The organism is Serratia sp. 25CWL12 (assembly GCF_055790885.1).
Genome location: NZ_CM147698.1, coordinates 2284453 through 2302373 on the forward strand (window position 1 = coordinate 2284453; position 17921 = coordinate 2302373).

A 17921-nucleotide genomic window follows, 5' to 3' on the forward strand; every position below is an offset into this window, starting at 1 on the left:
TACTCCCCTTTCACTTGGGACAGGTCACATCAAGGATGGCTTGGGCCACATAATCAACATTCTGCAGATTGAGACCGGGCAGGCACATTCGGCCAGGTGAGACTAAATAGATAGAATATTGCTGCCGTAACTGATTCACTTGTTGCTCATTCAGCCCGGTATAGCTGAACATCCCTTTTTGATGGCTGATACGTGCATAATCCAGGGTTGAGCCCCCTTGTTCCAACCCAGCGGCCAGGGTGATACGCATCTGTTTGATCCGTTGGCGCATGCTGGTCAACTCGCTTTCCCATAACTGGTGCAATTGGGGATCACTCAACAGCGTCTCCACCACCTGGCTACCATGGGTCGGCGGGCAAGAGTAACTACGGCGCACTAATGTTTTTAACGCGCCTTTTACCCGGCCTGCGCTTTCCAAGCTGTCACAGCAGATTGATAATCCCCCTACCCGCTGGCCATACAGCGCCATGTTTTTGGAGAAAGAATTGCTGACCAAAAAATCCAGGTCGGTTTTCAGTATTTCGCGCAAGGCAAAACAGTCCTCTTCCAATCCATCACCAAACCCTTGATAGGCAATATCAAAGAAAGGTAACAAACGACGCTGTTGCAACCGATGAATCAGTGTTCGCCACTGCGATGGGTCAAGGTCAGTTCCCGTAGGATTATGACAACAGGGGTGGAGCAACACCACCGACCCTTCTGGCAATGAAGACAAGGTATCAAGCATCGCCTCAAACCGCAGTTGACCGGAAAGATCATCAAAGTAAGGGTAGCTATTCACCTGCAGCCCTGCGCCTTCAAATATCGCCTGATGATTGGCCCAGGTGGGGTCAGGTAACCAAATTTCACGACGCGATAAATAGTGATAAATAAAATCAGCTCCCAGCTTTAACGCGCCGGATCCCCCGATACTTTGTATCGTGGCAATGCGCGGGATTGGCTCACCAAAGAGTAAGGTCTGAATCTGGTTGGCAAATAACGCGCTACCTTCAATGGGGGGATAGGCATGTGGGCGCTGTTGTTCCAGCAAACGCTGCTCTGCAATATGTACCGCCTGCATCAAAGGAATATTCCCTTGATGATCATAATAAAGGCCAATTCCCAGATTGACTTTATTGGGATGAGCATCCTGCTGATAGGCTTCCATCAGCGACATAATAGGGTCAGGAATTGAAGCTTTAATATTTTTCAGCATGGTATTTCCTTCCTTCATTTTTCAATGAATTTGCGGGAGAGTAGATGTTTCTTTAATAAAACAATTAAGCAATAGCACTCACTGTGATTTCTATTATCATCCCTGGAACAACTAATTTATCCACGATAACCGTTGATCGATTGGGATAAGGAGCATCAAAATAATTTCTATATATTGAATCAAGTAATTTTACGTATTTGATATCCGTCAGATAAACAATAACCTGCAGGACATTATCACTACAGCTTTTAGCTGCCTTTAGCGTAGTGGCAAGATTATCAAACGTTAGCCGGATCTGTTTTTCTGGATCCCCGGTGTCAATCGAGCCATCCATTTTTACCGGACCATGAGCGGTAAATAGCATCCCGCCGCCAGATGTTGCCCAGGAAAATGGTTGCCCAATATCCGGTAAGCCTGTTTCAATGATATTTCTCATCAGTGGTCTCTCCATAAGCAAGCCATTGGCGGTATAACGCACTCTCTGCAGAAAATAATATTTCCAACACACTGAAATGGTTGGCACCTGGCACTGAACACAGACTCACTGGCCCTCCCTTATTCTGCAGCATAGAATAATAATAACGTGACTGACCGATTAACTCTGGCAGTTCCTCTGCCCCATAAAACAAACATATTGGCTTAGCGGTTAACGGAATATGACGGGCTGGGCTCAACTCTTCTATCTGCTGACGAGTCAATTGTAAGTTCCGGTTTACCTCACTGGCTGTTAATGGTTGTAATTCAAAAATACCACTGATGGGAAAAACAGCCTGAACACAGGAGTGATGCTGCCATAATGCCGCTAAATGGCCACCCGCAGAGTGTCCAACCAGGTAAACCGGCTTCTCGTCATGCTGTTTTATCCGTTGTTCAATGGCATCCAATGCCATTCCAATTTGTTGGCTAATGCCCATTAATGTGGTCGCTGGTGCTAAACCATACTCGACCAATGCCACATCGAAACCTGATGCCAACGGATTTTTGGCAATAAAAGCAAAATCCTCTTTATCACACCATTGCCAATAGCCACCATGAATAAATATCAATGTGCCTTGATACTCATTTGGTGAATAAAACCAGTCAAAAACTTCCCGCGCGCTATCCCCATAAGCAATATTTCTCTCATGACGTTCCTGTTGGTAAATAGCCCGACTTTGCGACTGGAATGATAATAAAATCGCTTTTTCGTCACTCACCGTAGAACCGTTATCATAACTGCCCATTAAAAGTTTCATATGTTAAACTTTGTTTATTATTTAAGATGTAATGCAACTATTAACGGTTGGTTAAATAATTGTCAACAAACAAAGCTGGGTAATACGTGACCGAGGATATAGTTTTGATCATTGCCAGGAGATGTTTCACTAGTAAAACTATTTAGCGTTTCATCAATGAAACATACGATGATTTCTACCCCGTTTATGCCAATTACCCTCTAAAGGTACAAACTGGTAGCGAGTAACAATTACCACCTGCCTTATTTATTTTCCGAGGCTAGTGATGTTCACCTCACCATTACTCTACATAACGGTCATTTTTTTGGTCTACTTATTAGACATAAGTGTAAAAACCACGATATGATCTCGGTTATTTTATTTTTAACAGCATAATATTCCGTTACTGAAAGGGGGCATTTTCAAAGTAGCCACGGTGAGTTAATGTAGAAGTGAGTAAACTTCCAACCTACCGTTGACTCAAAGGAGCCTGAGTATGTTTCCAGAATACCGTGACTTAATATCGCAGCTCAAATCAAACCATCCTCGCTTTCAGTCATTATTTGAAAAACACAATCAGCTGGATCATGAAATTTCCAGATTAGAAGGGCCATCGGGTTCCGGATACTCTGAAGAAGTCGTGCGTTTAAAAAAGGAAAAACTGCATATCAAGGATGAACTTCACAAAATTCTCAAAACGGCGGATGCCCTCAGCAAATAAACCCGCTGAGCCTCACCTTGGTAAGGGGCACCATCGATACCCAGGTTGATTCAAATGATCACCGACATTTAAGAAATTTGAATCGGCTTGGGTAGTTACTCACGTGAAATCAAGTTGTAAGCATCATCGTTACCGGCAGTATGAAGTAAAAGGCCCTAGAGGCCGAAGTCGACGTCGGTTAGAAGTAGGCTTGTTGGTCTACTTCTATCGATTTAACATTTAGGTTTAACACTTAGGTTTAACACTTCGCGCTTACAGGTAGCATCGGGGCTTCCAACGCCAAGAGCGGTACGGTAAGTCCCCCCTACTCCCCGGTACCATATGCTTTGTCCTACAACTTGAATGAAGCTGGGTAGCGAATTTTTGCCGTATCTTCACCACCTAAGTCACTGCCTGATACTCAAGTGACCTTGATGAGCAGCATAATGATTAAATGGCCGTGGAAAACAAATTCAATACAGGCAGAAACCTTTGCCCAATGGCAGGAGGCCCTGGATATCCCCCTACTTGCTCCTTTAAATGAGCAAGAGCAACGGCGTTTGGTCGCTGTCGCCAGCCAACTACTGCAAAACAAGCGCATCCTACCGTTACAAGGGTTAGAATTGACGCCATTAATGCAGGCTCGGATTGCGCTGCTATTTGCCTTGCCAGTGATGGAACTGGGTGCAGATTACCTGGATGGTTTCAATGAAATCCTGCTTTATCCTTTCCCATTTGTGGTTGAGGATGAGTGGCAGGATGATATTGGATTAGTCCACTCTGGGCCCATCGTTCAAGCGGGCCAAAGCTGGGAACAAGGCCCGATCGTGTTAAATTGGCAAGATGTGCAAGACTCTTTTGACCTTTCCGGTTTCAACCTGGTTATTCATGAAGCCGCACATAAATTAGACATGCGTAACGGCGGCAACGCGACAGGTATCCCCTTCATTCCTTTACGTGATGTTGCCGCCTGGGAACATGACCTGCACACTGCGATGGAAAACCTGCAAGACGAAATCGATATGGTAGGTGAAGAAGCCGCCAGTATGGACCCTTATGCGGCCAGTGATCCCGCAGAATGCTTTGCTGTGCTTTCTGAATACTTCTTTAGTGCTCCGGAACTGCTGGTAAACCGTTTCCCTGCATTATATGGCCATTTCAAGCGCTTCTATCAGCAAGACCCTTTGAGCCGTTTGCAGCATTGGGGCGCTAACGACGAACCCTAGACCGCTGAGTTTGTTCAGATGATGAGCAGTCAGATCATCAAGAACAATTTAGCATTGACACAATGATGGCCGCTGGATATGATGCGCCCCGTTCACACGATTCCTCTGTAGTTCAGTCGGTAGAACGGCGGACTGTTAATCCGTATGTCACTGGTTCGAGTCCAGTCAGAGGAGCCAAATTTAGAAAATCCCGCTTAGGCAACTAAGCGGGATTTTTGTATTTAATTCTGGTGACCATCGACACCTCAAATACCGCCATGATGGAAAAGCCGAAACTCGCCTTGGGTGCCTACCCTGCCGTTTCTTTAGTGCTGGTGATAAAACAAGGGCGAGTCACCTCGCCCCTGATTTTCTGGATCACATTATCTCAATAGCATTCTCTCAATAACAACAGTCCGTTAGAACGCGTATTTCACCCCAACCATCACCGCTTTATTGTCATAACCCTGCTCACCAATTTGATTGGTCAAGTTACCCCAAACGGTGAGGTCTTTATTTAACTTGCCTTCCGCCCCCACTTGCACTTCGACCAGATGGCGGTTACCCGTCTGTTCCAGGGTGGTGCCATTCATGGAAACACCGGACATCTGGCTATTGCCAATGTAATTCACCGCCGCATAGGTGGTGAATACCGTCTTGCCCGTTTTATCCCCCGCCATCTGCATATCATTGGCGAACTTCACACCCACGCGAGTTTGCAGATTATGATGACCACTTTGTTGTATCTGGGTGCCTTTGCTATCAGTAAAATCCTTCATTTTGACGCCATTGAGGGTTAACTGCGCTTGCGGCGTCATATAACCGGTGTTATCACCACGTTGATAAATCTGCACGGGGTAGCCCACCTCCACCGAAGCACTGGCGCCGCGCAGGCGGTAATCCTGCTGGCTCTCCGACTGCCCTTCGGTTGACCCGTTGAACCAAGCGTACTGCAACCAGCCATGCACATAAGGGCTATGGCGTTGATTGGCATATTGATACCAGGTGCCATAAACCCCCAGGGAGTAACCGTCTAACCGGTTGTCAGAACGGTAATCGCTGATCCGTGAGTCTGAACTGCCATTACTCAGCCCATAACCCGCCATCACACCCACCGCGAGCGCATCTTCACCGGTGATTTGCCCGTTAAACACCTCGCCCCCCAGTTGTACCACATAGTTATTACTGCTATTGGAAAGCTGGCCGGATGCATCATTAAACTTGGTACGGGAGCCTTGCTGGCGCAGCCATAAGCTGTGTTCCCCATCATCAACCGAGGGTTTGATGTCATCCAGGCGCGTATTAAACAAGGTATTGGCCGTGCCAATGCTGGCCATATAGCTGCCGGCTTCAGGGCGATAGACATCGTTGACAAAATCACCATAGTTAGAGCGCAAATACCAGTTGCCATTGGCTGGGTCCGTGGGTGTTCCCTGATAGAGGAAGTAATCAAGTGCCCCGGCCACAGCACGGCCATTTAAGGTAAAGTTGCCCGCAGAAACGCCCCCCACGCGAATAATTTCAATACCATTGCTGTTTTCTGCCCCTTCGCCGCCAATATTGTTGACGGTGACCGTACTCTGGCCAGCGGTGTTACCGCTAATCACCAGTTGGTCCGTTTGAGAGGCATCATCACCCAACACGCTATCAAACGTGATATTGCCATTATTGCCCATGTAGTTGCCATTAATGGTCAGCGCGGCGTAATCCGCCCCGGTGGCACTGCGCCCAACCGCCATCGTACCGGCGTTGGTCACATTACCGTTCACCTGGCCATCACCCGCCAAGGTACCGTTAGTTTCAACCCGGACATGACTGTTTAAAATCGCCGACGAGGCGCCACTGAACGCCATCGCACTGGCTTGTCCCCCCGCGATGACGGCGGGCGTCGTGCTGAGCAGCAAGCGACCTTCTTGAATGACGGTGGTCTGCGCACTCACCTGGTCGTTGGCAATGTGTAGCGTACCACTCCCCTGTTTAACCACCGTACCCTGACCACTGACGGGCGTGACAAACTGCCAGAGCCCATCGGTCTCTAACACCAACGTCCCGTCGTTAGCCACGGCAGCGGCTCCCAGGCTCTCCGCCGCACTGGCTTGTAAGGTGGTGCCGCTTTGTGTGAAGAAAGTACCGCCATACTGGCTGTTATTGCCGGTTAATGTCACCGCTGCTGCGTTAGTCAGCTCAACGTCACCGGCCCCTTGTAGCACATTGACCAGGTTGCCCACGGCGCTATCCAGCGTCAGTTGACCATCGATAATAATGTCACTCTGCCCCAACGCGCCGGTTTGAGTCAGCTGTGCGTTGGCTGCAGAGAGGATGTGCGTTATTGCGCTATAGTCCGGGCTATGACGGGTGAGCGCCAAGGTGCCGGCAGCCAATATCAGGTTACCCGCACCGGTCATCACGCCATTGACTTGCCCCCCCTCTTTTACCGTCAAGCTGCCATTGTTGAGCGCCAAGGTACTGTTGCTGTCTGTATTCAGTGCCCCCACCGTTTGGGTATGGGCATTCAAATCCACACGAGCACCGCTGCTAATGGCAAGGTTAGCGGTATTCCCCAAGGCCGAATCGGCCATTAACTGCAAAATACCCGAGCGCACGAAGGTCGCACCAGTGTAATCATTAGCGCTACTTGACAAGGTCACGATGGTGCCATCATTAGGGGAATCAATCGCCAAATCACCGCTGCCGGTAATTTTCGCGTTAAGATTATTGTGTGGGGTACCGTTATTGACCAACGTGCCCTGCAAAACCAGCGCTTCACTGCCGCTGGTTAACAGTTCCAGTTTTTTCAAACCGTAATTGACATATAAACCGTCCAGTTCGATACCGGTACTGAGGCCATACATAAAGGTCCCCATACCCGCGACCGTCGTGTTATTGGGGTTGGTAATGCCTTGCAGATAAATAGTCTCGATGGGGAGATTGTTGCCATCCGTGAGTATCAACTCATCACCCGTGCCGTTGGCGGCCCCTTGCGCCAACCCGACAATAATCACCCCGGTGTCCAGATCCAGGGTGTTCAGCCCCTCGATACTGGGCGAGAGTGTCTCTGGCAAGTTGACACTCACCGTACCGCCAGCGCGCGTATCAATATTTTGCGCAATAATGGTCCCCTCGGAAGTGACCACCCCATTGTTTTCACTCAGGTTGGCATAGGTTAATACCCCGTCCTTGAACACCAGACTACCGAGGGTTTGTACCCCATCCCCCACCGAGGTATTACTGCCCGCCGCGAGCTCAAGCGTCGCCTGAGTCAAGGTGGTGGTATTGGCACCCGACAAATCAAACCGGGTATTTTGTAAATTCACCGTGCCCGCAAAAGCACTGCCCACGGTAGTACCAAAGTTAAAGGCGGCGCTGTTGGTGTTGACGTTGACATCACCGATCCCGGTCAGGGCATTATTGAAGGTGAATGCCCCGCTGGTGTTGATATCTAACGCACTGCTGCTATCAGCCACATTCACCCTGGCGTCACTGTTCAGCACCGTGTTGCCATCAATATTCAGACTGGAGCCACTCGTCAGATCCACTATTCCACTGAAATTCTGAGCATTGCTGTTACCCGCCAGATTAATGTGGCTTTCACTCAGCACCCAATTGCCCGCCCCGGTTAACACATTATCCAGCGTACTCGGGGCTCCACCGGCATAATCGCTAAACAGCAAGTTGCTGCCACTGGCAATCGCCACCGAACCTTGCCCCAAATTCTGTGCGTATATCACCGTCAGGGTGCTGTCACCCACCAAGTCATACCGCCCATAGAAGTTGCTATTATCGCCAGCCAGCGCCATATCAGCGCCATTGCTGACGCTGACGGTTGAACCGTCTACCCCGGTCAGTGCATTCATCACCAAGCCACTCAACCCATTGAATACCAGCACCGAGGTATTGGTGGTTAAATCCACCGTCGCCGTTGAATCCCCAAGATTGTAAGCCGCATCGACAGTTAAGCGGCTATCCGCTGCAATCCTCTGGGTACCGCCGAAGCTGTTAATGCCCGTAAGTTGCACATCCCCTTGGGTGTTGATGATACCGGAGCCACTTAACTGATTGGCAAAGCGGCCATCCCGGGCGAAGGTCAGGCTACCCTCCACATTGACTTCACTGCTGCCCAAGGTACCGGCACTGTTCAGCACCAGCGTAGCCCCGTTATCAATCTGTGTATCGCCGGTTAAGCCACTATTAGCGGCACTGACGGTAAAGGTGCCCCCTTGCACCTGCAACTCACCATGACCGGTTAAACCGCCGGTCGCGCTGGAGGTTCCCCCCTCGGTCAGCGTCAAGATACCGCTACCGAGATCAAGGATGCCATTGTTGGTTAACGCCCCACTGGTCAGCAGGCTTGCCCCGAGCAGTACCGTGCCATTATTGACAGCACTCTGCACATTCTGGTTGTAGCTGTTGAGATCAAAGGTACTGCCGCTGTTGACCGTCAGCAAGCGGGTACTGCCCAGCGCCCCGTTAGCCCCCAGCACCACCGTGCCGCCCTGGAGGGTGGTATTACCGGTGTAGCTGTTGGTGCTGTTGGAGATGGTTAGCGGTGCCAGGCTGCCATCCAGCACCAGATCACCGCTGCCAAAGATAGTCACCGACAGGTCGTTGTTAGAGCCCGCCAGCCCATCGGTGGCAATCACCAGCGCATCCGCACCATTACCGAGCAACTCCAGCGCAGTGAGAGCGTAATTCATATACAGCCCCGCACCATTGCGACCCTGGTTACTCAACGCATAATCATAAATCCCGTTGGCAACATGCACCCCGCCCTGGTCGATTTGCGAGGTGGTCTCTTGCCCCACCTCGCTACCATTGATTTGCAAGGTCAGTTTATTCGCCCCGGTGGCTGACTGGGCACTCACCAGTTGAATGCCATTGGAGGCTGAAATTTGATTCAGTAATGAGCCATTCGGCGGGGTGTTATCAATAGAAAGATTGCCCAGAACATTGACCACCCCGCTACTGGCAGTCAAATTGTTGGTCGCAATCACCCCATCCGCCTGCTGACCGGGAATGCCGGCATAAAACACCAAACTGCCGCCATGGAGACTGACATTACCCACGGCTTCTGTACTACTCACCCCAACACGCCCCACGGTGGTATGACTGCCCGTGCCCAGGTCCAGAGTGGCTTGCGTTAATGTACCGGTATTCGTGCCGGCGAGAGCAAACTGGGTGTTTTGCAAGCTGACCTTGCCGGTAAAATCACTGCCTACCGAGGTGCCAAAATCAAACGCCGTGTTGTTGGTGTTGACATTGACCACGCCCTGCCCAGTCAGCGCATTATTGAAGGTAAACGCCCCCGTGGTGGCGATGTTCAGATCACTGCTGATATCCGCCACATTCACCGTGGCCGCACTGTTGAGTACCGTGCTGCTGTCGATATTCAAGCTGGAGCCCTGGGTGATATTCACCACACCGCTGAAGTCCTGAGCCAGGCTGTTATTGCTCAAGTCAATATGACTGGCATTAAGCGTCCAACGGCCATCACCACTGAGGGCATTATCCAAGGTGCTTAACGCGCGCGCGAAATAACCGTTAAACAGCAACGTACTGCCACTGGCAATCGCCACCGAGCCATTGCCCAGGCTCTGCGCTTGTGTCACCGTCACCGTGCTGTTGCCAATCAGATCATACCCGCCATTAAAGTTGCTGTTATCACCCGTCAGCGACAACGCCGACCCATTGGTGACCGTCACCGTTGAATCGCTCACCCCGGTCAGTGCATTGGCCACCGCACCAAACAGGCTACTCAAGACCAACTCCGAGGTGTTGGTGGTTAAATTCACCGTGGCGGCAGCATCCCCCAGGTGATTGGCCGCAGTCACGGTTAAGCGGCTGTCGGCACCAATCACCTGAGCACCGACAAACAAGTGGTTATCACCGGTGAGTTGCACATCCGCCAGCGTATTGATAATCCCCGCACCACTGAGTGGGTTGGCAAAGCTGCCATCGCGGGCAAAGGTCAGGCTACCGTCCACGTTCACATCACTGCTGCCCAGGGTCCCGGTATTGTTCAGTATCAGCGTCGCCCCACTGTCAATGTCGGTATCAGCGGTTAATCCACTGTTGGCCGCACTGACGGTGAAGGTACCGGCTTGGACATTGAGCAATCCACTACCGGTTAAACCGTCGGTAGCGCCGGAACTCCCCCCCTGGGTCAGGGTCAAGGTGCCGGTACCGAGATCAATCAAACCATTGTTGGTTAATGCTCCACTGGTCAGTACGCCACTGCCTAACAGCACCGAGCCCTCATTGGTGGTACTTCCCACAATTTGCTGGTAGTTGTTGAGGTTGAACGTACTGCCACTGTTCACTGCCAGTAAAGTGGTGCTGCCCAGTGCTCCACTGGCCCCCAGCGATACCGAGCCTGCGCTGATAGTAGTGGTGCCGCTATAGCTGTTGGTGCTGTTGGAAATCGTTAACGGTGCCAGGGCACCCGCCAGCACCAAGTCACCGGTACCAAAGATATTCACCGACAGGGTGTTGTTAGAGCCCGCCAGCCCATCGGTAGCAATCACCAGCGCATCTACACCATTACCCAGCAACTCAAGGGCGGTGAGGGCGTAATTCATATACAGGCCCGCCCCATAACGGCCACTGTTGCTCAAGCCATAATCATAAATCCCGTTGGCAACATGGACACCGCCCTGGTCAATTTGGCTCGAGGTCCCTTGCCCTGCCGCCGCCCCATTAATCAGCAAGGTTAACTGACTGACCCCCGAAGCGCTCTGAGCACTCACCAGTTGAATACCATTGGAGGCCGAAATTTGATTCAGCAGTGAACCATTGGGTGGGGTGTTATCAATGGCAATATTGCCCAACACGTTCACCACCCCGCCATGGGCAGTCAAGCGGTCAGTCGCGATGATCCCATCCCCCTGCTGGCCGGGAATACCGGCATAAAACGTCACACTACCGCCATCAATGCTGACATCGCCGACAGTTTCTGTGCTGATGACCCCACTGGCCCCGACTGTGGTGTTACTGCCGTTACCCAGGTTGAGGGTGGCAAGCGTTAACGCGCGAGTATTGTCGCCAGAGAGTGCAAGCAGGGTATTTTGTAGATTCACCGTCCCCGCAAACGCACTGCCCACCGTCGTGCCAAAGTTAAACGCGCTGTTGTTGGTGTCGACATTGACATCCCCCAACCCGGTCAGCGCATTGTTGAAGGTCAACGCCCCGGTGGTGGTGATGTTCAAATCACTGCCGGTATCCGCCACGTTCACCCTGGCGGCACTGTTCAGCACGGTGCTGCCGTCAATAGTCAGGCTAGAGCCATTAGTCAGGTCCACGACACCACTCAAGCCCTGTGCATCACTGCTATTGCTCAGATTGATATGGCTGGCATCCAGCGTCCAGGTGCCCGCCCCACTGAGGGCGTTGTTCAAGGCGCTCAGTACCCCATTGGCATAGGCGCTAAACAGCAAATTACTGCCACTGGCGATGGCGACTACACCATTGCCCAATTGTGGGGCCTGGGTTACCGTCAGGGTGCTGTTATCCACCAGATCAAACACGCCGTAAAAATTGCTGTTATCCGCAGACAGGGACATATCGGCCCCATTGCTGATACTGACGGTGGAATCAACCACCCCAGTCAGCGCATTGGCGATATCTCCGAGCAAGCCACTGAAATTCAGCACCGAGCTGTCGGTGGTCAAATCCACGGTGGCGCTGGCGGCCCCCAGATTATTGGCGTCAGTCACGGTTAACCGGCTGTCGGCGCCAATCACCTGAGCGCCGGTAAACAGGCTGTTATCACCGGTAAGTTGCACATCTGCCAGGGTATTGAGGGTCCCCGCACCACTGAGTGGGTTGGCAAAACTGCCATCGCGGGCGAAATTGAGATTACCGTCGACATTCACCTCACTGCTGCCCAAGGTCCCGGCATTGTTCAGCACCAGCGTCGCGCCGCTGTCAATGTCGGTATCAGCGGTCAGCCCACTGTTGGCGGCACTGACGGTAAAGGTGCCTGCTTGTAGCTGCAACAGGCCATCACCCAGTAACCCATCGGTCGCGCTGGAGGTGCCCCCCGCGGTGAGGGCTAGCGTGCCGGTCCCCAGGTTAATGCTGCCGTTGTTGGTGAATAGCCCACTGGTCAACACGCCAGCGCCTAACAACACCGAGCCTTCATTGAGGGTACTTCCTACCATTTGGTTGTAGCTATTGAGGTTAAAGGTACTGCCGCTGTTCACTGCCAGCAAACTGGTGCTGCCCAGCGCCCCACTGGCCCCCAGCAACACCGAGCCTGCACTGATGGTGGTGGTGCCGCTATAGCTGTTGGTGCTGTTGGAAATCGTTAACGGTGCCAAGGCACCCGCCAGCACCAAGTCACCGGTACCAAAGATATTCACCGACAGGGTGTTGTTAGAGCCCGCCAGCCCATCGGTAGCAATCACCAGCGCATCTACACCATTACCCAGCAACTCAAGGGCGGTGAGGGCGTAATTCATATACAGGCCCGCCCCATAACGGCCACTGTTGCTCAAGCCATAATCATAAATCCCGTTGGCAACATGGACACCGCCCTGGTCAATTTGGCTCAAGGTCCCTTGCCCTGCCGCATTGCTGTTAATCAGCAAGGTTAACTGACTGGCCCCCGAAGCGCTCTGGGCACTCACCAGTTGAATGCCATTGGAGGCCGAAATTTGATTCAACAGTGAACCATTGGGTGGGGTGTTATCAATGGCAACATTGCCCAACACATTCACCACCCCGCCATTGGCAGTCAAGCTGTCAGTCGCGATAACCGCATCCGCCTGCTGGCCGGGAATGCCGGCATAAAACGTCACACTACCGCCATCGATGCTGACATCGCCGACAGTTTCTGTGCTGATGACCCCACTGGCCCCGACCGTGGTGTTACTGCCGAGACCCAGGTTCAGGGTGGCGTGGGCCAACGTGTCAGTATTGGTGCCGGATAGGTCAAACAGGGTATCTTGTAAATTCACCGTACCCGCAAACGCATTGCCTACCGTGGTACCAAAATTAAATACCGTCTGGTTAGTATCAACATTGACATCCCCCAACCCGGTCAGCGCATTATTAAAGGTAAACGCCCCGCTGGTGGTGATGTTCAAATCACTGCCGATATCCGCCACATTCACCCTGGCGGCACTGTCCAGCACCGTGTTGCCGTCAATAGTCAGGCTAGAGCCATTAGTCAGGTCCACCACACCACTCAAGCCCTGTGCATCACTGCTATTACCCAGATTGATATGGCTGGCATCCAGTGTCCAGGTACCCGCCCCGCTAAGCGCGTTATCCAAGGTACTTAATGCACCGTTGGCATAAGCGCTAAACAGCAAGTTACTGCCACTGGCGATGGCGACTAAACCATTGCCCAATTGTGGGGCCTGGGTTACCGTCAAGGTGCTGCCGCCCACCAGATCAAACACGCCATAGAAATTGCTGTTATCGGCGGACAGGGACATATTTGCCCCATTGCTGATACTGACGGTGGAATCAACCACCCCAGTGAGTGCATTAGCCACATCCTCCGTCACGCCACTGAAATTCAGCACCGAGCTGTCAGTGGTCAAATCCACGGTGGCGCTGGCGGCCCCCAGATTATTGGCGTCAATGACGGTTAAACGACTGTCTGCCCCAATCACCTGGGCACCGGTAAACGCGCTGTTATCACCGGTAAGTTGCACATCCGCCAGGGTATTGAGGGTGCCGGCACCACTGAGTGGGTTGGCAAAACTGCCATCACGGGCGAAATTGAGGTTACCGTCCACGTTCACATCACTGCTGCCCAAGGTCCCGGCATTGTTCAGCACCAGCGTCGCGCCGCTGTCAATGTCGGTATCAGCGGTCAGCCCACTGTTGGCGGCACTGACGGTAAAGGTACCTGCTTGTAGCTGCAACAGGCCATCACCCAGTAAGCCATCGGTAGCGCTGGAAGTACCGCCCTCGGTGAGCACCAAGGTACCGGTCCCCAGGTTAATGATGCCATTGTTGGTTAACGCCCCACTGGTCAGCAGACCGCTGCCTAACAGCACGGTGCCCTCATTGGTGGTGCTTCCCACCTGTTGGTTGTAGTTATTGAGGTTAAAGGTACTGCCGCTGTTCACAGCCAGTAAATAGCTACTCCCCAGCGCCCCACTGGCCCCCAGCAACACACTGCCCCCACGGATGGTGGTGCTGCCGCTGTAACTGTTGGTGCCGTTGGAGAGGGTTAACGGTGCCAAGGTGCCGTCCAGTACAAGACCGCCGGTGCCAAACACGTTAACCAGTAAGTCGTTGTTGGAGCCTGGCAAACCGTCGGTCGCTATCACCAGCGCATCGGTGCCATCTTCCAACAACTCCAGGGCGGTAAGGGTATAATCCATATACAGGCCCGCGCCATTGCTGCCGCTGTTGCTCAAGCCATAATCATAAATCCCGTTGGCAACATGCACGCCATTCTGTTCAATTTGGTCTGAGGTATTTTGCCCAACGTTAGTACCATTAATCTGCAAGGTCAGCAGGTCAGCCCCCGTCGCCGTGGTGGCACTCACCAGTTGCATGGCATTATTGCCGGTCATTTGGTTCAACAATGAGCCACTGCCAGTGGTGTTGTCTATCGCTGCATTGCCTAAAATATTTACCGTCCCGCCGGTGGCGATGAAATTATCGGTACTGATCAAGCCATCTGCACGCAACCCCGGCAGGTCGCCATAAAACGTCAGGGTGCCGCCATTCAGGTCTACATTGCCGACAGATTCGGTGGTGGTCACCCCGTTGCTGCCAACTGTCGCATGACTGTTGGTGCCCAGATCCAGCGTCGCCAAGGTTAACGCGCGGGTGTTATCACCGGCGAGGGCAAACAGGGTATTTTGCAAATTCACCGTACCGGCAAACGCACTGCCCACCGTACTGCCAAAGTTAAACGCGCTGTTGTTGGTGTTGACATTCACATCCCCCAACCCGGTCAGCGCATTGTTGAAGGTCAACGCCCCGGTGGTGGTGATATTCAAATCACTGCCGGTATCCGCCACATTTACTCTGGCGGCACTGTTGAGCACGGTGTTGCCGTCAAGCGTCAGGCTGGCGCCATTGGTGATATCTATAACCCCACTCAAGCCCTGTGCATCACTGTTATTGCTCAGATTGATATGGCTGGCATCCAGCGTCCAGTTGCCCGCCCCGCTCAGCGCGTTATCCAAGGTGCTCAGCGCCCCATTGGCATAAGCGCTAAATAACAGGTTGCTGCCACTGGCAATCGCCACCGAGCCATTGCCCAGTTGTGGCGCCTCGGTCACCGTCAAGGTGCTGCCGCCCACCAGATCAAACACACCGTAAAAATTGCTGTTATCCGCAGACAAGGACATAGCGGCCCCATTGCTGATACTGACGGTGGAATCAACCACCCCAGTGAGGGCATTAGCCACATCCTCCGTCACACCACTGAAATTCAGCACCGAACTGTCGGTGGTCAAATCCACGGTGGCGCTGGCGGCCCCCAGATTATTGGCGTCAGTCACGGTTAACCGGCTGTCGGCACCAATCACCTGAGCACCGGTAAACAGGCTGTTATCACCGGTGAGTTGCACATCCGCCAGGGTATTGATAGTGCCGGCACCACTGAGTGGGTTGGCAAAGCTGCCATCGCGGGCGAAATTCAGGTTACCGTCAACATTCACCTCACTGCTGCCCAAGGTCCCGGCATTGTTCAGCACCAGCGTCGCGCCGCTGTCAATGTCGGTATCGGCGGTTAAGCCACTGTTGGCGGCGCTGACGGTAAAGGTGCCCCCTTGTAGCGTCAACAGACCATCACCGGTCAAGCCCCCCGTAGCGCTTGAGCTCCCGCCCAGGGCGAGCAGTAACGAACCGCCCGCCAAGTCCAACACCCCATTATTGACCAGGGTTTGCACTGTTTGCGTGTGGCCATTTAAATCCACCGTCGCCCCACTGCTCAGCTCAAGGGTGGTGGTCTGCCCCAAGGCCGAATCCGCCGCCAGTTGCAAGATCCCTGAGCGCACCAACGTGTCGCCGGTGTAGTCATTGGTCGCATTGGACACGGTGATGATGGTGCCATCGTTGGGGGAGTCGATAGCCAAATCCCCGCTGCCGGTCACTTTGGCCCCGAGATTATTGCGTTGAGTGCCGTTATTGACCAGGGTGCCCTGTAACATCAGTGCCTGGCTGCCGGTGGTTATCAGTTCTAGCTGTTTCAGCAGATAACTGACATATAAACCATTACTATCCGCCCCAGTACTCAGGCCATACTCGAAGCTCCCCATTGCCGCGACTTGGCTATCACCAGGATTGGTAATCCCTTGAAGATAGATGCCGGTAATCGGGGTATAGCTCCCATCAGTGAGGATCAATTCACTGCCGGTGCCGGTGGCCACACCGGTGGCCAAGGTGGCGATAGCCACCCCGGTATCTAAATCCAGCGTATTTAACCCTGCCAAACTGGGGGATAAGTTGCTTGGCAGGTTAACACTCACGGTACCGCCGGCAGTGGTATCAATGGTTTGTGCCGTAATGATGCCATCAGCGGTGATCACACCGTTATTTTCAGTGATATGGGCGTAAGCTAATTCACCGCCATTGAACACCAGATGACCGAGGGTTTGCACCCCATCTCCCACGTTGGTGTTACTGCCCGCACCCAGGTTCAGGGTAGCGAGCGTTAAGCTGGTGGTATTAGTACCGGACAGATCAAACAGTGTGTTTTGCAAATTGACATTGCCCGCAAACGCACTGCCCACCGTACTGCCAAAGTTAAACGCGCTGTTGTTGGTGTCGACATTGACATCCCCCAACCCGGTCAGCGCATTGTTGAAGGTCAACGCCCCGGTGGTGGTGATATTCAAATCACTGCCGGTATCCGCCACATTCACCCTGGCGAGAGTATTGAGCAGCGTGCTGCCATCAATGGTCAGGCTAGCGCCGTTGGTGATATCCAGCACCCCACTCAAGCCCTGTGCATCACTGTTATTGCTCAGATTGATATGGCTGGCATCCAGCGTCCAGGTGCCCGCCCCGCTCAGCACGTTATCCAGGGGACTTAATGCCCCATTGGCATAGGCGCTAAACAGCAGATTACTGCCACTGGCGATGGCGACCGAGCCATTACCCAGTTGTTGCCCCTGGGTCACCATCAGGGTGCTGCCGCCCACCAGATCAAACACGCCGTAAAAATTGCTGTTATCCGCAGACAGGGACATATCAGCCCCATTGCTGACACTGACGGTGGAGTCTGCCACCCCGGTGAGCGCATTGGCCACATCCTCACTCAAGCCACTGAAATTCAGCACCGAGCTGTCGGTGGTCAAATCCACGGTGGCGCTGGCGGCCCCCAGATTATTGGCGTCAGTCACGGTTAACCGGCTGTCGGTGCCAATCACCTGAGCACCGGTAAACAGGCTGTTATCACCGGTGAGTTGCACATCCGCCAAGGTATTGATGGTCCCCGCACCACTGAGTGGGTTAGCAAAGCTGCCATCGCGGGCGAAATTGAGGCTCCCTTCCACGTTCACCTCACTGCTGCCCAGAGTCCCGGTATTGTTCAGCACCAGCGTCGCACCGCTGTCAATCTCGGTGTCAGCGGTTAAGCCACTGTTGGCGGCACTGACGGTGAAGAGGCCCCCTTGAACTGTCAACAAACCATC

At 52.9% G+C, this 17921-nt stretch carries 7 protein-coding genes and 1 tRNA gene; 4 read left to right on the plus strand and 4 right to left on the minus strand.

Annotated features, from left to right (window positions below):
* Positions 1-10 precede the first annotated feature (10 nt).
* From ACX9GV_RS10015 to ACX9GV_RS10025, 3 genes are all read right to left on the minus strand, one after another.
* Positions 11-1195 (minus strand): amino acid aminotransferase, encoded by a 1185-nt coding sequence (locus tag ACX9GV_RS10015; RefSeq protein WP_473195395.1) that lies wholly within the window; start codon positions 1193-1195, stop codon positions 11-13.
* A 64-nt stretch (positions 1196-1259) separates the two neighbouring features.
* Entirely contained in the window at positions 1260-1631 is a 372-nt protein-coding gene (locus ACX9GV_RS10020; protein WP_473195396.1) for a RidA family protein, read from the minus strand.
* Positions 1615-2430, minus strand: a complete 816-nt coding sequence (locus tag ACX9GV_RS10025) for an alpha/beta hydrolase (protein WP_473195397.1) — start codon at positions 2428-2430, stop codon at positions 1615-1617. The genes ACX9GV_RS10020 and ACX9GV_RS10025 overlap by 17 nt, the downstream gene beginning before the upstream one ends.
* Positions 2431-2905: 475 nt before the next feature.
* Here ACX9GV_RS10025 and ACX9GV_RS10030 point away from each other — a divergent pair, with 475 nt between their 5' ends.
* From ACX9GV_RS10030 to ACX9GV_RS10045, 4 genes are all read left to right on the plus strand, one after another.
* Positions 2906-3130, plus strand: a complete 225-nt coding sequence (locus tag ACX9GV_RS10030; protein ID WP_023492823.1) for an HP1242/YdcH family protein — start codon at positions 2906-2908, stop codon at positions 3128-3130.
* A gap of 425 nt (positions 3131-3555) precedes the next feature.
* Entirely contained in the window at positions 3556-4335 is a 780-nt protein-coding gene (gene mtfA / locus ACX9GV_RS10035) for a DgsA anti-repressor MtfA (RefSeq protein WP_473195398.1), read from the plus strand.
* 101 nt (positions 4336-4436) lie between these two features.
* A tRNA-Asn gene (locus tag ACX9GV_RS10040) sits at positions 4437-4512 on the plus strand.
* Between the two features lie 38 nt (positions 4513-4550).
* Complete coding sequence (locus ACX9GV_RS10045; RefSeq protein WP_473195399.1) at positions 4551-4709, plus strand: hypothetical protein; 159 nt, start codon at positions 4551-4553, stop codon at positions 4707-4709.
* A 24-nt stretch (positions 4710-4733) separates the two neighbouring features.
* Here ACX9GV_RS10045 and ACX9GV_RS10050 read toward each other — a convergent pair whose 3' ends face one another.
* The gene (locus ACX9GV_RS10050; protein ID WP_473195400.1) at positions 4734-17915 is read right to left on the minus strand and encodes an autotransporter outer membrane beta-barrel domain-containing protein; all 13182 of its coding nucleotides are present in this window, start codon (positions 17913-17915) and stop codon (positions 4734-4736) included.
* Positions 17916-17921: the final 6 nt, after the last annotated feature.

What these genes read in the sequence shown, in the direction of transcription:
- mtfA (WP_473195398.1), top strand. Translation starts at nt 3,556, where the DNA reads ATGATTAAATGGCCGTGGAAAACAAATTCAATACAGGCAGAAACCTTT.
- ACX9GV_RS10030 (WP_023492823.1), top strand. Translation starts at nt 2,906, where the DNA reads ATGTTTCCAGAATACCGTGACTTAATATCGCAGCTCAAATCAAACCAT.
- ACX9GV_RS10020 (WP_473195396.1), bottom strand. Translation starts at nt 1,631, where the DNA reads ATGAGAAATATCATTGAAACAGGCTTACCGGATATTGGGCAACCATTT.
- ACX9GV_RS10015 (WP_473195395.1), bottom strand. Translation starts at nt 1,195, where the DNA reads ATGCTGAAAAATATTAAAGCTTCAATTCCTGACCCTATTATGTCGCTG.
- ACX9GV_RS10025 (WP_473195397.1), bottom strand. Translation starts at nt 2,430, where the DNA reads ATGAAACTTTTAATGGGCAGTTATGATAACGGTTCTACGGTGAGTGAC.